Genomic DNA, 16,493 nt, shown 5'->3' with positions numbered 1-16,493 from the left:
GCGACCGGCAGCCCCGGCGGACACCCTCCCCCGGGCGCCGCTGCGCGTCCCCGTCAGAGCGCGCCCAGCTCCCGCTCCAGGTCGTCGAGCCCGAGCGACCCCAGGCCGAGCGCCGCCGTGTGCCAGGCCCGCAGGTCGAACGTCCCGCCCGCCGCCTCGCGCCGCTCGCGCGCCCGCTGCCGGCCCGACAGCCACGCCCGCTCGCCGAGCTTGTAGCTGATGGCCTGGCCCGGCCAGCCGAGGTAGCGCTCGATCTCGCTGTGCACGAACGCGGCCGGCGAGCCGCTGCGCTGCCCGAAGAACTCCTCGGCGAGGTCGGCGGTCCACCGCTCGCCCGGGTGGAAGGCGTGGGTCGCGGGGATCTCGAGCCCGAGGTGCATGCCGATGTCGATGACGACGCGCACGGCCCGCATCCGCTGCCCGTCGAGGTAGCCCAGCCGGGCACCCGGCGTGTCGAGGTACCCGAGCTCGTCCATGAGGCGCTCGGCGTACAGCGCCCAGCCCTCGGTGGTCGCGGGGATCGACCCGACGGACGTCTGGTAGACCGACAGCTCGCCGGCACGGTACGCCCACTGGCCGAGCTGCAGGTGGTGACCCGGGACGCCCTCGTGGTACCAGGTGCTGATGAGGTCCCAGGTGGGGAACCGGTCGCGCCCGAGCGTCGGCAGCCAGGTGCGGCCCGGCCGGGAGAAGTCGAGCGACGGGCGCGTGTAGTACGGCGCGGCGGCGGCACCGGGCGGGGCGATCATCGCCTCGACGCGCTTGACGGGGTCCGCCACGTCGACGACCGCGCCGTCGAGCTCGGCGATCGCGGTGTCCATCATCCGCTGCAGCCAGACGCGCACCTCCTCCACGCCCTCGACGACCTCGCCGTGCTCGTCGAGGTGGGCGAGCGCCTCCTGCGCGGACGCGCCGGGCAGCAGGCGGTCGGCCTCGGCCGCCATGTCCGCCTCGATGCGGGCCAGCTCCTCCCAGCCCCAGTCGTACGCCTCCTGCGGGTCCAGGTCGGCACCCGTGTGCAGGCGCGCGGCGAGCAGGTAGCGCTCGCGCCCCACCGCGTCGGGGACGTCCCCGACGGCGGGCAGGTACTCCTGCGCGATCCACGTGCGCAGTGCGTCGATCCCGCCGGCGGCCGACTCCGCCGCGGCGTCCAGCCGGCCGCGCAGCGCGGCGGGCACCCCCGCCGCCTCCGACCCCGCGACGAAGCCGGCGTGCCAGCCACGCCCGTCCGACGCGTCGAGCCAGTCGCCGAGCTGGCCGACCACCGCCTCGGCCTGCCGCGGCGCGCTGCGCACGCCGCGCCGCAGACCCTCCTCGAGGGAGGCCCGGAAGCCCTCGGCCGCGGCGGGCACCTGCGCCAGGCGGTCGGCGACGACGTCCCAGTCGTGCTCGGTGGCGGTCGGCATCATGAGGAAGACGGACTGCAGCGCGTGCACCGGCGACGCAAGGGGCCGCAGGGCGGCGAGGTGCTCCCCGGCGTCGTGCACGGCGAGCTGGGCGGTCAGCCGCTCGCGCAGGAGGGTCGCGCACCGCCGGTCGTCGTCGTCGAGCACCTGGGCGGCGTCGACGTCGACGAGGACCCGCCGGGAGGCGTCGGCCTTCTCGTCGGCGCCCGCCGGGGACAGGTCGGGCATGCGCCGGTCGTCCGGCCGGGTCCCGAGGGCGGTCCCGACGACGGGGTCGAGGTCGGCGAGGGTGTCGACCCAGCGGTCGGCGACCTGGCGTGCGGTGGGCGTGGCGGGCTGCTCGGGGACCATCGCAGCACGCTAACCCGCGCCGTCGGCACCTCTCCACGTGAGCAGGAGCGCGCACACGTCGTCGCGCGGCCCCCGGTTCCCCTCCGCGGCGGCGTCGACCAGCGCGTCCAGCGGCGCGTCCCCGGCGAGGAGGCCGGCGGCCCGGTCGCGCAGGTCGGCGAGGCTGTCGCGCAGCGCCCGGTCCCGGCGCTCCACGAGCCCGTCGGTGCACAGCAGGACCCGGTCGCCCGGCCGCAGCCGCACGCAGGCCCCCGGCCGCGGGCGCCCACCGGTCAGCCCGAGCGGGGCCGACCGGCCGTCCCAGAGGTACCTCGGCTCCCCGGTGGCCGGCAGGTGGAGCGGCGGCAGGTGACCGGCCACGGCGTAGTGCAGGGTCCCCGTCGCGGGTGCGAGCTCCGCGTAGACGAGCGACGCCGCCAGCCCCGAGCCGGTGCGTGCGACGACGCCGTCGAGCCGGTCGAGGACCCGGGCCGCCCCCGCGCCCGGCTCGGCCGCCGCCCGCAGCGCGCTGCGCAGCTCCGCCATCGTGGTCGCCGCCGCCAGGCCGTGCCCCACCACGTCGCCGACGACGACCGCGAGGGTGCCCTCGTCGTCGAGCGTCACGACGTCGTACCAGTCGCCGCCGACCTCCAGCCCGTCCGCGGCCGGACGGTAGGCGGTCGCGACGCTCACGCGCGGGTCGCGCAGCTGCGGCGTGGTGAGCAGCGCACGCTGGAGGGTGTACGCCACCGACGAGCGCTGGTCGAACAGGCGCGCCCGCTCGAGCGCGACGCCCGCCAGCCGCCCCACGGCCGCCAGCACGTCCGGCTCCCAGGGGTCGGCGCCGGGCGCCTGCGAGGGCCGCAGCGACCACACGCCCTGCAGCTCCGCCCGCCCGGGCAGCGCGACCAGCACCTCGCCGGCGGGCGTCCGGTGCACCGGACCGGCGCCCAGCTGCTCGACGGACGGGTCGGGCGGGTCGGTCCCGTCCGGCTCCGTGCCACCGTGCCGCACCAGCCGGCCGCGGTCCTCGGCGGTCCAGACGGCGACGCCGGAGGCCCCCAGCCCTCGCAGCGCCGTGCGACGCAGGACCTGCACCACGTCGTCGACGCCCGCGGCGGACGACAGCCCCGCCGTCGTCTCCGCCAGCACCCGCACCTGCTCGGCGGCCCGTTCCGCGGCGCGGCGCGCCGCCAGCAGCTCGCCCTCGTACCGGGCGCGGTCGCGCGCGCTGCTCAGCGCGACCTCGACGACCGGTGCCCCGTCCCCGTCCGCGTCGAGCACACGCGCCGACATCAGCACCGGCAGGCGCTCCTCGGCCCCGAGGAGCTCGAGGGCGAGCTCGTCGACCCGCCGCTGCATCCGCAGCAGGGGGCCGACGTGTGTCTCCCAGTAGATGCGGCCGCCCACGCTGAGCAGGTCGGCCAGCCGCACGCGGCCCACCACCTCGTCCGCGCCCCGCCCGAGCCACCCGAGGAACGTGGCGTTCGCGTCGAGCACCCAGCCGTCCGCGTCGAGGCGCAGCAGCGCGACCGGTGCGCGCGACCACGCCTGCGAGCGGACGACGTCGGGCACGGCCTCAGCGGTCCAGGTAGCGGCGCATCGCCACGACCAGCTCCTCCGGCGCGCTGAGGTTCGGGCAGTGGCCCACCGTGTCGAGGACGACCAGCTCGCTGCCGGGCAGGTGCTCGTGCACCCACCGACCGACCTCGGGCGGTGCGATGACGTCCTCCCGCGACTGCACGACCAGCGCGGGCGTCCGCACGCGCTGCAGGTCCGCCCGGTTGTCCGACAGGAAGGTCGTGCGGGCGAACCGGCGGGCGATCGCCGGGTCGGTGCGGCAGAAGGAGTTCGCGAGCTCCTGCCCGAGTTCGGGCCGGTCGGGACGGCCGACGATGACGGGAGCGAGGAACTGGGCCCACCCGAGGTAGTTGGCGTCCATCGTGTCGAGGAGCTCCTCGATCTCCGCCGCCGCGAAGCCCCCGCGGTACCCGTCGTCGTCGACGTAGCGCGGGCTCGGCCCGACCAGCACGAGCCGCTCGAACAGGTCGGGGCGACCGGCGGCCGCCAGCACGCCGATCATCGCGCTCACGGAGTGCCCGACGAACGTCACCGGCCCGAGGCCGAGCGCCTCGACCAGCTCCACCATGTCGTCGGCGTAGCCGTCCAGGCGTGCGTGGCGCTGCGGGTCGTACGCGGTGAGGTCCGACTCCCCGGCGCCGACGTGGTCGAGGACCACGACCCGGTGGGTGTCCTCGAACGCGGGGGCGACGAACCGCCACATGCTCTGGTCGCAGCCGAAGCCGTGCGCGAAGACCAGCGGGTGCCCGGTCGTCGGGCCGCTGATCCGGACGGCGTGCCGGGCGAGGACCTGGTCGGGGGCGAGGACAGCCATGGCCGTGACCTTAGCCCCCCGGGGACGCGCCCCGGTCGACCCTCGCCGTTCGTCGGGCACGTCCCCGGCGCCGCGCCTACGTTGTGGCGATGACCATCGCCGCCGCCCTCGTCGACAGCGCCATCCGCGGCTACCAGCGGAACCTCTCCCCCCGCAAGGGCTGGAGCTGCGCCCACCGCGTGGCCCACGGCGGGCCCTCGTGCTCCGCCGCCGTCCGGCACCTCGTGGCCACGCGGGGTGTCGTGCGCGCGGTCGTGCCGACCGTCGCCCGGTTCGTCGCCTGCTACCAGGCCGCCCTGCTGCTCGCCCAGACGGACGTGCGCGGCGTGTGCTGCTGCGGCGGCATCCCCATCCCGTTCCGGTTCTGACGCGCCCGCCGGTCACCGCCCGGCGGCGGCCCGCGGCGGCAGGCGGTGCAGCACGACGTCCTCGACCGCCCCCTCCCGCAGCGTGAGGGTGAGCCACGTGTGGTCGGGCTGGCGGCGCCGGTCGGTCGGCGAGCCCGGGTTGAGCAGCCGCAGCCCCGCGGGCGTGGTCGTGTCCCAGGGGATGTGGCTGTGCCCGAACACGAGCAGGTCGACGTCCGGGAAGGCGGCGTCGCAGCGCCGTTCCCGCCCCTGCGCCGCACCCGTCTCGTGGACGACGGCCAGCCGCACGCCGGCGACGTCGAGCCGCGCCACCTCGGGCAGGCGCGCCCGCAGGTCGGCGCCGTCGTTGTTGCCGTGGCAGGCGAGCAGCCGCGCCGCGCGCGCCTCGAGCCGGTCGAGCAGGTCGACGTGCACCCAGTCCCCGGCGTGGACGACGAGGTCCGCGGCGTCGACGGCGTCCCACAGCGGCACCGGCAGGTCGCGGGCACGCGGCGGCACGTGGGTGTCCGACATGGCGAGCACCCGCACGGCGTCGGACCCGCCGGCCGTCGACGCCGTCACGGCCGACGCGGGACGGACCGCCGGTCCCGCCCCTCGCGCGGGCGCAGGGCCGCGCGGCACCGGGAGCACACGTGCCGTACCTCGTCGGCGTGCGCGCCCGTCTCCGGCTGGGCCTCCTCCCACCGCACGTGCGGGAAGCGCGCGAGCGACGCGCGGCTCAGCGGGACGCCGCACACCGTCTGGTTGGTGCCCTCGAGCCAGCCGTGGACCTCACCGGCGGGCATGCGCACGCCGTCCGGGTCCGTCCACGTGCTCGACGCCGCCACGCGCGCGCCGGTCGGCCGCCGTGCCATCTCCCCACCGCCTCCGGGCCCGGTGCGCGTGCCGGCCACGCGCGGGTCCGGCCAGCCTCACACGCGTCCGCGGGGCGCGCCACGCACGGGCGCACCCGCCGGACGGTGTCAGCGCTGCCGGGGCCGCAGCCGCACGTTCGGCAGCTCGGGCGCCGGCAGGGCGGCGCCGTCGTACCCGCTGACGACGCCGAACCGGTCGATCCCGGCCGGGTCGCCCGCGAGCGCGGCCTGCCACTGCGCGCGCGCCTCGACGACCTCGTCGTGCGTGCGGCCGACGAAGTTCCACCACATGAGCACCTGCTCGTCGAACGGCGTGCCGCCGACGAGCACGGCGCGCAGCGGCCGGTCCCCCACCTCGAGCACGAGGGTGTCCCGCCCGGGCGCCACGTACCCCAGCCAGGCCGGCGGCACGGGCGTGCCGGCGAGGACGACGTCCCCGGCGTCGACGATCAGCGCGTGCTCGAAGCCGGGGTCGACGGGCAGGTGCACCGTCGCGCCGGCGGGGGCGTCGACCTGCGCGGCGACGAGCGGCGAGTACGCCCGCGCCGGGGAGGTCGCGCCCGCGAGCGACCCGAGGAAGACCTGGACGCGGGCCGCGCCGACGTCGACGGCCGGGACCTGCGCGACGTGCTCGAAGTCGCGGGGGCCGTGGCGGTGGGCGTCGGGCAGCACGGTCCAGAGCTGGACGCCGTGCAGGCGCCCCGACGGACCGAGCAGCGCCGGCGTGCCCTCCTCGGAGTGGCAGACCCCCCGGCCGGCCGTCATGAGGTTGAGCTGCCCCGGCACGATCGTCTGCTCGCTGCCGAGCGCGTCGCGGTGCAGCACCTGGCCCTCGAACAGCCACGTGACGGTCTGCAGGCCGGTGTGCGGGTGCGGCGGGACGTCCATGCCGCCGGTGGCGACGACGTCGTCCGGGCCGTAGTGGTCGGCGAAGCAGAACGGGCCGACCAGCGAGCGCGTGCGCGACGGCAGCGTGCGCCGGACCGTCATCGCGCGCGGTCCGCCGAGCGGGACGTCGCGCGGCTCGACCAGCTCGACGTCCGCGTGCCCGCGGGCGGCGCCGTGGACCGTCGGGTCGCTCGTGCAGACCTGCTCGCGCGGTGCCGCCTCGAGGTTCGTCACGCACCCAGCGTACGACCGCGGCGAGCCGGCCCTCCGGGGCGCCGCGAGAGGGCTCTGACCTGCAGTGATGCTGCCTCCGTAGCAGGGGCTGGACGGCGGCGTCCCGGAGCCCCACACTTGCCTCACCGCCGCCCGTCGACGGGTCCCCCCGCACCACCCCCGGTCCTCCCCTGCCCTCCCTCCGGACGTCTCCCGCGCACCGCTGCCGGGTCCGCGTCCGGGCCTGCTCGACCCCGCGCTCCGCCCCGCCGTACCCCTGCCGTCCCCCCTCGCTGCCCCCTCGTGTCGTCCGGCCCGTGCGCCGGGGAAGGATGCGTCGACCGTGCTGCGCTCCGTGGCCGCTCACCTCTCGCTCGACGTGCACCAGCCGCTCGAGATGCTCCTCGCGGTGGCCGTGGCGGAGGGGCCCTTCGACCGCAGCGAACGGCTGCTCGTCCGCACCGACGACGCGGTGCTCGACGTCGAGGAGATCAAGCTGCCGCACGGCGGGCGGATGCACCGCGTGCTGGCCCCCGCGGGCCGCGTCGTCGTCGACTACCAGGCGGACGTCACGGGCTGGGCCGAGCCCGCACCGGTCGAGGACGTCGACCTCGTCGAGTACCGCCGCCCGAGCCGGTACGCCGAGTCGGACCGCCTCCTCGCGTTCTCGCGCGACCAGTTCGCCGGGCTGGCGGGTGCGGCGCTGCTCGACGCGGTCGTCGCGTGGGTGAGCCAGCACGTCCGCTACCTGTCCGGATCGAGCCTGCCGACCGACGGCGCCACGGACACGCTGCTCAAGCGGCGGGGCGTGTGCCGCGACTTCGCGCACCTGGTCGTCGCGCTGCTGCGCGCGTGCGACGTGCCCGCGCGCCTCGCCGCGGTGTACGCCCCCGGCCTGCGCCCGATGGACTTCCACGCCGTGGCCGAGGCGTACGTCGAGGGCGCCTGGCACGTCGTCGACGCGACCCGCCTCGCGCCGCGCCCCACGATGCTGCGCATCGCCACCGGCCGCGACGCCACCGACACGGCGTTCCTGTCGTACTACGGCGGCAGCCTGCGGCTGCGGTCGATGACGGTGACCGCGGTGACCGACGAGCCGGCCGAGGACGACGGCACCGGGCTGGTCGCGCTGCGCTGACGCGGCCCAGCGGGAGCCGGGCCGCCGACGGACGACGCGGCGGCGGGCCGGGCTGCCGTCAGGCGCTCTCGCGCAGCGCCCGCCGCCGGCCCTCGAGCTCGAGCAGCTCGGCGAGCAGCGCGCGCGACGCGGCCGGGTCGGCGTCGGCACCCATGCGCTGCAGCCGTCCGCGCACGTCCGCGATCTGCCGCGTGAAGCCGATGTCCACCAGCCGCGTGACGACGCCCCGCACGTAGGCCGGCAGCGCCTCCTCGCGGTCCTCCGGCAGCGGCGCCACGGACAGCTCGGTCACCAGCGCGCGGACGGGCTCGGCGGCCTCCTCGAGGACGGCGCCCACCCAGAGGGTCGACGCGCCCCCGGCTCGCTCGACGTGCCCCCGCGCGGCCTCGACACCACCCGCCGCGCGGACCGCCTCGTGCACCGCGCGGTAGGCCGGGGCGGCGAACGTGTCGGCGGCCAGGGCGTCGAAGTCGGCGGGCACGAGCAGCGGCGCCTGCAGGACGACCTCCAGCGCGGTGCGCTCCACCTGCGCGACGGGGTCGCGCCGGTCCGGGACGGGCATCCGCGCGACGCGCACCGGCTCGGGCGCGGCGTCCCGGCGCTCCCCCGGCCGTCCGTGGTCGGGGCGGCCGCGGTCCGCGCGCCCGTCCCCGCCGCGGCCGTCCGCACCGCGTCCGGCGCCGCGGCGCACCGCGTCCTGCACGGCCCGCCGCACGGTCTCCTGGTCGTCCATCCCCAGCCACCCTGCGAGCAGGCGGACGTACTCGGGGCGCAGGGCGGTGTCCCGGATCCCCGCGACCACGGGTGCGGTCGCGCGCAGGGCGTGCACGCGCCCCTCGGCCGTCGACAGGTCGTGCGCCGCGAGCGTGGAGCGGATGACGAACTCGAACAGCGGCTGCCGCGCCTGCACGAGCGCGCGCACCGCGTCCGGGCCCTTCGCCTGGCGCAGGTCGCACGGGTCCATGCCGGAGGGCTCGACCGCGACGAACGTCTGCGCGGTGAACGACTGGTCCTCGCCGAAGGCGCGCAGCGCCGCCTTCTGCCCGGCCGCGTCGCCGTCGAACGTGAACACCACGGCCCCGCCGACCGACGCGCCCCCGACCAGCTGCACGCCGCCCGCGCCGCCGGCGTCGCCGAGCAGCCGGCGCACGATCCGCGCGTGGTCCCCGCCGAACGCGGTGCCGCACGTCGCCACCGCGGTGCGCACCCCGGACAGGTGCATGGCCATGACGTCCGTGTAGCCCTCGACGACGACCACCTGCTTCTCGCGCGCGATCTCGCGCTTGGCCAGGTCGATGCCGTAGAGCACGTGCGACTTGCGGTAGAGCGCCGTCTCCGGGGTGTTGAGGTACTTGGGCCCCTGGTCCTCGTCGAGGAGGCGGCGCGCGCCGAAGCCGACGGTCTCGCCCGTGACCTCGCGGATGGGCCACACGAGCCGCCCGCGGAAGCGGTCGTAGATCCCGCGCTGCCCCTGGCTCACGAGTCCCGACGCCGTCAGCTCGGCCTCCGTGAACCCGCGTCCGCGCAGGTGGCGCAGCAGCCCGTCCCACCCCTGCGGGGCGAACCCGACGCCGAACTCCTCCGCCGCCGCCCGGTCGAACCCGCGCTCGGCGAGGAACGCCCGTCCCGGGGCCGCACCCGGCGTCAGCAGCTGCTCGCGGTAGAACTCCTCGGCCACGCGGTGCGCGTCCAGCAGCCGGCGGCGGCGCCCCGGCTCCTCGCCCGGGCGCGTCGGGCCGCCGTCCTCGTACCGGACCTGCATCCCGACGCGCGAGGCGAGGTGCTCGACCGCGTCGGTGAACCCCAGCCCGTCGACCTTCTGCACGAACGCGATGACGTCGCCGCCCTCGCCGCAGCCGAAGCAGTGGTAGCGCCCCACCTGGGGCCGCACGTGGAACGACGGCGTGCGCTCGTCGTGGAACGGGCACAGCCCCTTGAGCGAGCCGACCCCGGCGGGCCGCAGCGCGACGTGCGCCCCGACGACGTCCTCGATCCGGACGCGCTCGCGGACCGCCTCCACGTCCTCCCGCCGGATGCGTCCCGCCACGGGCGTGAGTCTAGGCGTCGGCGGCAGGGGCACCGGCCGCCGGTGCGACGCGTGCGAGGGCCGGCGCCGTTGCTAGCGTCGCCGCCGTGACAGGGACCACGCTCGCGCGGCTCGCCCGGTACCAGGCCCGTCTCGGCGTCGCCCTCGTCCTCGTGTGCGCGGTGCTCGTGCTCGCACCCACCTCCATCCAGGCGAAGCAGTCCGGGGACCCCGCCCTCGCGTGCCTCGACCTCGCGCTGCAGCGGGGCGAGACGCCCGTGTTCCTCGAGCAGCCGCAGGGCCGGTTCGACCGGCTGAACGGCACGGTGACGTGCACGTGGCACCGCGCGAGCGGGACGTACCGCACGAAGATGGTGCTGGGCGCCGACTCCCAGCGCCTCCTCTCCCGCGCGGGCACGGGTCTCGGGCTCCGGCTCCTGCTGTCCGGGCTCGTGCTGCGGGTCGTCGTCCGCCGCGGCCACGTCACGCACGCGCCGGCGGTGCCCGCGCGCGACGCCTGAGCCGGGACCGCTGTCCGTGTCGAAACACCCGCCGCCCGTGCGTCAGGGTGTCGTCCGGGTCACGAGGGCCCGGCGTGGGACGAGGAGGACTGCCGTGGAGTACCTGCTGCTCATCTGCACCGACCCGGAGGGCGAGGAGCCGCGCCCCGGTGACCTCACCATCGAGGCCTGGGGGGCCGACGTCGACGCGCGCGGCGTCTGGAGGCACGGCAACCGGCTGCGCCCCGTGGAGGCGGCGACGACCGTGCGGCGGCGCGGCGACGACCTGCTGCTCACCGACGGCCCGTTCGCGGAGACGCGCGAGACCATCGGCGGCTACGACGTGATCGAGTGCGCGGACCTCGACGAGGCGATCGCCGTCGCGGCGGCGCACCCGATGGCGCGCGCGGGCCGGGTCGAGGTCCGCCCGGTGTGGCCGCTCGGCGCCGACGACTGAACGGGGGGCAGGTCCGCCCGCCCGGGTGTCAGTGCCGGGGCGGGCGGACGAGCCGCGCGTGCAGCGACGCCGCCGACACGTCCGTCAGCGAGGCGACCTGGTCGATGACGACCCGCAGCCGCTCCGCGTCGCCCGACGCGGCCTCCCAGTCGGCGGCGAACGGCGGCTCGAGGGCGTTCGGGGCGCGGTCCGACAGCACCGCGACGAGGTCCGCGAGCAGCTCCCGCTGCCGCAGGTACAGCGGCTCGAGCTCGCGCGGGGCCATGACGTACGCGACCGCCAGGCCCTTGAGCACGAGGATCTCGGCGACCGTCTCGATCGGCACGACGAGCTCGGCGGCGTACCGCGTCAGCGGGCCCGGGCCGTAGCGCTCGCGGGTGGCGCGCTGCGCGGCCTTCGCGAACCGGCCGATCAGCTGGCTCGTCGCGTCCTTCAGGCCCGCGAGCGCGCCGCGCGACCCGTCGAAGCCGGGCTCCCAGAGCCGGGCGGCGACGAGCCGGTCCATCGCGGCCTCGAGACCGGCGGCGTCGACCTGGTCGCCGTACCAGGTCTCGACGGCCTCGACGATCCGCGCGCGCTCGTCCGGCACGGTGAGCACCGCGAGGTCGAACCGGCCGCCCACGACCGCGTCCTCGACGTCGTGCACGGAGTACGAGATGTCGTCGGCGAGGTCCATCACCTGCGCCTCGAGGCACTTGCGCCGGTCCGGGGCGTCGCGCCGCAGCCACGCGAAGACCGGCAGGTCGTCCGCGTAGACGCCGAACTTGTGCGTCGGCCGGCCGGTCGCCGCGCTGACGGGCCCCTCGCCGTGCCCCCACGGGTACTTCACGGAGGCGTCGAGGCTCGCGCGCGTGAGGTTGAGACCCACGGAGCGCCCGTCGGGTCCCACCACCTTGGGCTCGAGCCGCGTCAGGAGGCGCAGCGTCTGCGCGTTGCCCTCGAAGCCGCCGATGCCGCGCGCGAGGCCCGCGAGCGCGCGCTCCCCGTTGTGCCCGAACGGCGGGTGCCCCAGGTCGTGCGCCAGGCAGGCGGTGTCGACGACGTCGGGGTCGCAGCCCAGCGCCTTCGCGATCTCGCGCCCGACCTGCGCCACCTCGAGCGTGTGGGTCAGGCGCGTGCGGACGAAGTCGTCGGAGGACGGCCCGAGCACCTGCGTCTTGGCGCCGAGCCGGCGCAGCGCCGAGGAGTGCACGAGGCGCGCACGGTCCCGCTCGAACGGCGTCCGCTCGGCGTTCTTCGCGCCCTCCGGCACCCAGCGCTCGCGGTCGGCGTCGACGTAGCCGTCGCCGTCCGCGCGCGGGCGGGCGAGGTCGTCGAGCGTGGTCACGCCGCCCAGCGTAGTTCGGGGTGCCGACGCGGGCGTGAGGCGGCGGTCGTGCCCCGCCGCCTCACGCCAGTCGCCACACGTGCACGCCGGGGCCGTCCCCGGGCACGCGCAGACCGTCGGGGCGCACGTCGAGCGCCGCGCGCCCGTGCAGGACCTCCGGCTGCGCGCCGGGCGCGAGCAGCCGCGCGGGCAGGACGGTGCCGGCCCACGGCGCCCGCGCGGCGACGACGAGCACGCGCTCGTCGTGCGTCTCGCGCAGGTAGCCGACCGCGTCGTCGCCCGCGAACGCCCACCGCAGGCCGCCCTCGCGCAGCGCCCGCGACGATCGGCGCAGCGCGATGAGGCGCCGGTACAGGTCGAACGTCGCCGCGTCCCACCGGGGGCCGCCGCCGGCGTCCACGTCCTGCCACGGCATGGGCACGCGCGCGTGCTCGCCGGTCGTGCCGGTGAGGCCGCCCTCGTCGCCCGCGAAGACCACCGGGGTCCCCGGGTAGGTGAACAGGACCCCCGCCGCGACCTCCTGGAGCTCGGGCGACCCGACGACCGTGCGGATCCGCGCGGTGTCGTGCGACCCGAGCATGTTCCACTGGTGCGCCGTGACGGCCCACGGCACGGCCGCGTCGAACTCGCGCATCGTGGCGACGGTCGCCGCTCCCCCGCGTCGCGGCAGCGGGACCCCCAGACCGAGGGTCGTCAGCCCGGAGGACGGGTCGCCGAGCCAGGTCCACAGCGGGCGGCTGAACGCGGAGTAGTTCATGTTCGCGTGCCAGCCGCCGACCGACATGTCGCCGCCCGCGTCGTGGAAGTGCTCGGAGACGAGCACGGCGTCGGGGTTCTCGGCCCGCATCGTCGTGCGGGCCATCCGCGCGACGTCGTGCGTGTAGTCGTCGGCGGCGTACCGGCCGGTCATGTTCGCGACGTCGATGCGCCACCCGTCCAGCGCGAACGGGGGCCGCAGCCACCGGGCGACGACGGAGTCGGGGCCGTCGACGAGCCGCTGCGCGAGCCCGGGCGCGCCGTAGTTCAGCTTCGGCAGGGACGCGTGCCCGAGCCACCCGACGTACCCCGGCTCCTCGTCGGTCCAGTAGTAGAAGCCGGCCTCCTCGCTCGACCGGTCGGCGCGGGCGCGCGCGAACCACTCGTGGCCGTCCCCCGTGTGGTTCGTCGTCAGGTCGCCGACGATGCGCATGCCGCGCGCGTGCAGCGCCGCGGACAGGGACGCGAGGGCGTCGTCGCCGCCGAGGATCGGGTCCACCCGGTCGAAGGCCGTCGCGTCGTAGCGGTGGTTGGACCGCGCCGGGAAGACCGGCGTCAGGTAGAGCGTGTCGACGCCGAGGCGCTGCAGGTGGTCGAGCCGCTGCTCGATGCCGCGCAGGTCGCCGCCGGCGAGCTGGCGGCCGGTGTCGCCGGTCGCGACGGGCTCGTCGGTCCACGCCATCGGCGTGGCCCAGCCCGGGACGTCCTCGGGCGCGCCGACGCCGCCCGACGAGCGGGCGAACCGGTCCGGGAACACCTGGTAGACGACCGCGTCGTGCATCCACGCGGGGGCCTCGTCGTGCACCGAGAGACGGAAGTCGGCCGCGTCGGTGACGTCACGCCGCCACGTGCCGCGCCCGTTGAGCCAGCGGTACCCGTCCGGCTCGTCGAGGAGCACGCGGTACCCGGTCACCGGGTTGTGCACGCGCACGTCGGCGACGTACCAGCGCTCGCCGTCGACCGTCCGGTCGAGGCGCGCCGGGACCATCGTCGGCTCGCCGTCCCGCACCACGCGCACCCACACGGCGCGCTCCGGGGCGCCCTCGGGCACCCGGACCCGGACCGGCACGTCGTCCCCGAGGGACGGCGTGCCGGCCGGCACGTACAGCTCGGACCCGTCGTGGTGGGCGTCGTCGAGCAGGTGCGGGACCGGCTGCGCCCCGTGGTGCGACGCGCTCATCCCTTGACCGAGCCCGCCGTCAGGCCGCCGACGATGTACTTCTGCAGGAACAGGAAGAGCAGCAGCACCGGCACCGCGGAGATGACCGCACCGGCGGCGAACAGGCCCCAGTTGGCCTCGAGCAGCGACGACACCCAGCCGTACAGGCCCACCGCGACCGTCCAGTTGCGCTCCGACTGCAGCACGAGGCGGGCGATGATGAACTCGCCGAACGTGCTGATGAACGACAGCAGCGCGACGACCGCGAGGATCGGCGTGACGAGGCGCAGGATGATCGTCCAGTAGATCTGCGCGTGCGTGGCGCCGTCGAGCTTCGCGGCCTCGTCGAGCTCACGCGGGACGGTGTTGAAGAACCCGTACATGAGGAACGTGTTCACGCCCAACGCCCCGCCGAGGTACACGGCGATGAGCGCCAGCTTGCTGTTCAGGCCCAGCACCGGCATCACGTTGCCGAGGCCGATGAGCAGCAGGAAGATCGCGACGAACGCGAGCATCTGCGGGAACATCTGGATCACGAGCAGGGCCGTCAGGCCGGCCCGGCGGCCGCGGAAGCGGAACCGCGAGAACGCGTACGCCGCCGCCGCACCCATGAGCACCGTGCCCACGCCCGTGGCGATCGCGATCTGCAGGGTGTTGCCGAGCCAGGTCCAGAACATCGAGTCGCCGAGCGCCGAGAAGTTGGAGCCCGACACCTCGCCGAACAGGCGGTTGGAGCCGGTGAGCGTGCCGCCCTCGGACAGCGCCGCCGAGACGACGTAGACGATCGGGAACATCGCGAACACGACGGCGAGGACGCCCACGAGATGGCGCCAGCCGAGCTCGGAGAACCACCGGCCTGGCGCCATGCGCGGCTGCCCGGTGCGCGCGGCGGACGGCCGGACGCGCGGTGCGGCGGACGTGGTGGCCATCAGCTGATCTCCTCGAACTGCTTCGTGCGCTTGAAGGTGATCGCCGAGATCGTCGCGACGATGGCGAAGATGACGATCGACAGGGCGCTGGCCAGGCCGTAGTTCTTGGCGGCCGTGCCGTCGAGGCCGGACACGGAGTACACCATCGAGATGAGGATGTCCGTGTGGCCGAGCGGCACCGACGCGTCCGCGAAGCGGGGCCCGCCGTTGGTGAGCATGTAGATGAGCGTGAAGTTGTTGAAGTTGAAGGCGAACGACGAGATGAGCAGCGGCGTCGTCGCGACGAGCAGCAGCGGGAGCGTCACCGACCGCCACGTGCGCCAGCGGCCCGCGCCGTCGACCTTCGCCGCCTCCATCACGTCACCCGGCAGCGACTGCAGCGCGCCCGTGCAGATGAGGAACATGTACGGGAAGCCGAGCCACAGGTTCACCAGCAGGACGGACAGCTTGGCCAGCCACGGGTCGGTCAGCCACGGCACGTCCGCGCCGCCGAGCAGGACCTGGTTGACGAAGCCGTAGGACCGGTTGAGCATCCCGGACCACAGCAGCGCCGCGAGGAAGCCGGGGATGGCGTACGGGAAGATCAGCAGCGTCCGGTAGATCCGGCGCCCGCCCAGGCGCGTGTCGTTGAACGTGATCGCCAGGAACAGGCCCAGCAGGAACGTCGTGACGACCGACAGGATCGCGAACGCGAACGTCCAGGCGAGGATCTTGAGGAACGGGCCGGCGTACCGGCTGTCGCCGAACGCCGTCGAGAAGTTGTCGAACCCGACCGCGACCCGCCACCCGACGTTGAGCCGCTCCCCGTCCGGGGAGACGAACCAGCCGTCGTCGCTCGGCGAGTAGACCGTGCCGGTCGTGACGTCGGTCATCGTGTCGGCCTCGGCGTCGTGCTCCAGCGTCGAGGTGGAGACGTAGCCGGTGCGCGCGTCCTGCGTGCGGATCGAGCCGTCCTCCGGGTCGTCCGAGAACGGGACGCGGAGCGTGGTCACCTCGTCCTGGCGCTCGAGCACCTGGCGCCGGTCGAGCAGCTCCGCGCCCGGCACGGCGGTCACGGTGCCGCCGTCGAGCGTCGCGCCGTCGACCGGGGCCAGCGGCTCCTCCGCCGTGCCGACGCGGACGTCGCCGTCCTCGTCGACGACCGCGAACCCGAGCTCGCCGTCACGCTCGAGCACCGTGATCGGGTAGGTCGCGGACCCCTCGACCCGCCGCTCGTTCTGCACGAGCAGCGCCTCGATCGCGTGCTCCTTGGTCGAGTTGTGGCCGTCGCCGTAGTTGGTGAAGGCGACCCAGCCGGTGTACGCGACCACGTACACCTGGAAGACGAGGAGGAAGGCGAGCCCGGGCAGGACGTACTTCAGCGGCAGCGTGCGCCGGGAGAAGTACACCCAGTCGGCCGCGACGAGCAGGGCGACCATCGCCGCGAGGATCCCGTAGGACTCCTCGTTCCAGGCCGCGAGGATCGCGAACACGCCGAAGGCGTTGACCACCGCCATCAGGACGAGCTTGGCGACGAGCCCGCCGACCGTGCCCGACGCGTGCGGGGTGCCCGGGGAGCGGCGGCGGCGCCGCGGCCGACCCGGCGCGTCGCCGTCGCCGGCGGCGGTCGAGGTGTCGTCGAGCGTGGACTGGGTGGACATCAGGCCTCCGTACGCAGTGGCGGGCGCGTCCTCACGCCCCGGGGGACGGGCGGCGCGCTGCCGGGGACCGGTGCGCGCGCCCGCGGCGGGCGCGCCGCACGGTGCAG

The 16,493-nt window shown here is 75.9% G+C and carries 15 protein-coding genes; 4 read left to right on the top strand and 11 right to left on the bottom strand.

Annotation, left to right across the window (positions count from 1 at the left end; genetic code table 11):
- Nucleotides 1-53: 53 nt before the first annotated feature.
- Genes FB586_RS12485 through FB586_RS12475 form a run of 3 tightly spaced genes read right to left on the bottom strand, consistent with a single transcriptional unit; the run spans nt 54 to nt 4,131 of the window.
- A complete protein-coding gene (locus tag FB586_RS12485; RefSeq protein ID WP_136519682.1) occupies nt 54-1,757 on the bottom strand; it encodes a DUF885 domain-containing protein in 1,704 nt (567 codons plus the stop codon).
- 9 nt (nt 1,758-1,766) lie between these two features.
- Entirely contained in the window at nt 1,767-3,311 is a 1,545-nt protein-coding gene (locus FB586_RS12480) for a SpoIIE family protein phosphatase (protein WP_136519681.1), read from the bottom strand.
- Between the two features lie 4 nt (nt 3,312-3,315).
- Entirely contained in the window at nt 3,316-4,131 is an 816-nt protein-coding gene (locus tag FB586_RS12475; protein WP_136519680.1) for an alpha/beta fold hydrolase, read from the bottom strand.
- Between the two features lie 89 nt (nt 4,132-4,220).
- Between FB586_RS12475 and yidD the strand changes: the two genes are divergently transcribed.
- Nucleotides 4,221-4,499, top strand: a complete 279-nt coding sequence (gene yidD, locus FB586_RS12470; protein ID WP_136519679.1) for a membrane protein insertion efficiency factor YidD — start codon at nt 4,221-4,223, stop codon at nt 4,497-4,499.
- A 12-nt stretch (nt 4,500-4,511) separates the two neighbouring features.
- On the opposite strand, the gene FB586_RS12465 is transcribed toward yidD, so the two are convergent.
- The 3 genes from FB586_RS12465 to FB586_RS12455 form a co-directional block, all read right to left on the bottom strand.
- On the bottom strand, nt 4,512-5,012 hold the full coding sequence (locus tag FB586_RS12465) for a metallophosphoesterase family protein (RefSeq protein WP_222928377.1): 501 nt from the start codon (nt 5,010-5,012) through the stop codon (nt 4,512-4,514).
- A gap of 44 nt (nt 5,013-5,056) precedes the next feature.
- On the bottom strand, nt 5,057-5,353 hold the full coding sequence (locus tag FB586_RS12460; protein ID WP_136519678.1) for a hypothetical protein: 297 nt from the start codon (nt 5,351-5,353) through the stop codon (nt 5,057-5,059).
- A 108-nt stretch (nt 5,354-5,461) separates the two neighbouring features.
- A complete protein-coding gene (locus tag FB586_RS12455) occupies nt 5,462-6,475 on the bottom strand; it encodes a pirin family protein (RefSeq protein ID WP_136519677.1) in 1,014 nt (337 codons plus the stop codon).
- A gap of 322 nt (nt 6,476-6,797) precedes the next feature.
- Between FB586_RS12455 and FB586_RS12450 the strand changes: the two genes are divergently transcribed.
- Nucleotides 6,798-7,592 carry a transglutaminase-like domain-containing protein gene (locus FB586_RS12450; protein ID WP_187697874.1) on the top strand — a complete coding sequence of 265 codons (795 nt, stop codon included), beginning with the start codon at nt 6,798-6,800 and terminating at the stop codon, nt 7,590-7,592.
- A 58-nt stretch (nt 7,593-7,650) separates the two neighbouring features.
- On the opposite strand, the gene dnaG is transcribed toward FB586_RS12450, so the two are convergent.
- Entirely contained in the window at nt 7,651-9,639 is a 1,989-nt protein-coding gene (dnaG, locus tag FB586_RS12445; RefSeq protein WP_136519676.1) for a DNA primase, read from the bottom strand.
- Between the two features lie 86 nt (nt 9,640-9,725).
- Here dnaG and FB586_RS12440 point away from each other — a divergent pair, with 86 nt between their 5' ends.
- The gene (locus tag FB586_RS12440; RefSeq protein WP_136519675.1) at nt 9,726-10,139 is read left to right on the top strand and encodes a hypothetical protein; all 414 of its coding nucleotides are present in this window, start codon (nt 9,726-9,728) and stop codon (nt 10,137-10,139) included.
- Between the two features lie 94 nt (nt 10,140-10,233).
- A complete protein-coding gene (locus FB586_RS12435) occupies nt 10,234-10,575 on the top strand; it encodes a YciI family protein (RefSeq protein ID WP_136519674.1) in 342 nt (113 codons plus the stop codon).
- A gap of 28 nt (nt 10,576-10,603) precedes the next feature.
- Here FB586_RS12435 and FB586_RS12430 read toward each other — a convergent pair whose 3' ends face one another.
- The 4 genes from FB586_RS12430 to FB586_RS12415 form a co-directional block, all read right to left on the bottom strand.
- Nucleotides 10,604-11,902 carry a deoxyguanosinetriphosphate triphosphohydrolase gene (locus FB586_RS12430; protein ID WP_136519673.1) on the bottom strand — a complete coding sequence of 433 codons (1,299 nt, stop codon included), beginning with the start codon at nt 11,900-11,902 and terminating at the stop codon, nt 10,604-10,606.
- Nucleotides 11,903-11,963: 61 nt separating this feature from the next.
- Complete coding sequence (locus FB586_RS12425) at nt 11,964-13,838, bottom strand: glycoside hydrolase family 13 protein (RefSeq protein ID WP_136519672.1); 1,875 nt, start codon at nt 13,836-13,838, stop codon at nt 11,964-11,966.
- Nucleotides 13,835-14,746, bottom strand: coding sequence for a sugar ABC transporter permease (locus tag FB586_RS12420; protein WP_136519671.1), 912 nt, complete (start codon nt 14,744-14,746; stop codon nt 13,835-13,837). The genes FB586_RS12425 and FB586_RS12420 overlap by 4 nt, the downstream gene beginning before the upstream one ends.
- A complete protein-coding gene (locus FB586_RS12415) occupies nt 14,746-16,386 on the bottom strand; it encodes an ABC transporter permease subunit (protein WP_136519670.1) in 1,641 nt (546 codons plus the stop codon). The genes FB586_RS12420 and FB586_RS12415 overlap by 1 nt, the downstream gene beginning before the upstream one ends.
- Nucleotides 16,387-16,493 lie beyond the last annotated feature (107 nt).

Origin of the sequence: Cellulomonas telluris, assembly GCF_004886325.1 — a bacterium.
Lineage (GTDB): Bacteria > Actinomycetota > Actinomycetes > Actinomycetales > Cellulomonadaceae > Cellulomonas > Cellulomonas telluris.
Note: the sequence above shows the minus strand (reverse complement) of the source record. Positions and strands in the feature narration are given on the sequence as shown.

What these genes read in the sequence shown, in the direction of transcription:
- FB586_RS12485 (WP_136519682.1), bottom strand. Translation starts at nt 1,757, where the DNA reads ATGGTCCCCGAGCAGCCCGCCACGCCCACCGCACGCCAGGTCGCCGAC.
- FB586_RS12475 (WP_136519680.1), bottom strand. Translation starts at nt 4,131, where the DNA reads ATGGCTGTCCTCGCCCCCGACCAGGTCCTCGCCCGGCACGCCGTCCGG.
- yidD (WP_136519679.1), top strand. Translation starts at nt 4,221, where the DNA reads ATGACCATCGCCGCCGCCCTCGTCGACAGCGCCATCCGCGGCTACCAG.
- FB586_RS12465 (WP_222928377.1), bottom strand. Translation starts at nt 5,012, where the DNA reads ATGTCGGACACCCACGTGCCGCCGCGTGCCCGCGACCTGCCGGTGCCG.
- FB586_RS12460 (WP_136519678.1), bottom strand. Translation starts at nt 5,353, where the DNA reads ATGGCACGGCGGCCGACCGGCGCGCGCGTGGCGGCGTCGAGCACGTGG.
- FB586_RS12425 (WP_136519672.1), bottom strand. Translation starts at nt 13,838, where the DNA reads ATGAGCGCGTCGCACCACGGGGCGCAGCCGGTCCCGCACCTGCTCGAC.
- FB586_RS12420 (WP_136519671.1), bottom strand. Translation starts at nt 14,746, where the DNA reads ATGGCCACCACGTCCGCCGCACCGCGCGTCCGGCCGTCCGCCGCGCGC.
- FB586_RS12415 (WP_136519670.1), bottom strand. Translation starts at nt 16,386, where the DNA reads ATGTCCACCCAGTCCACGCTCGACGACACCTCGACCGCCGCCGGCGAC.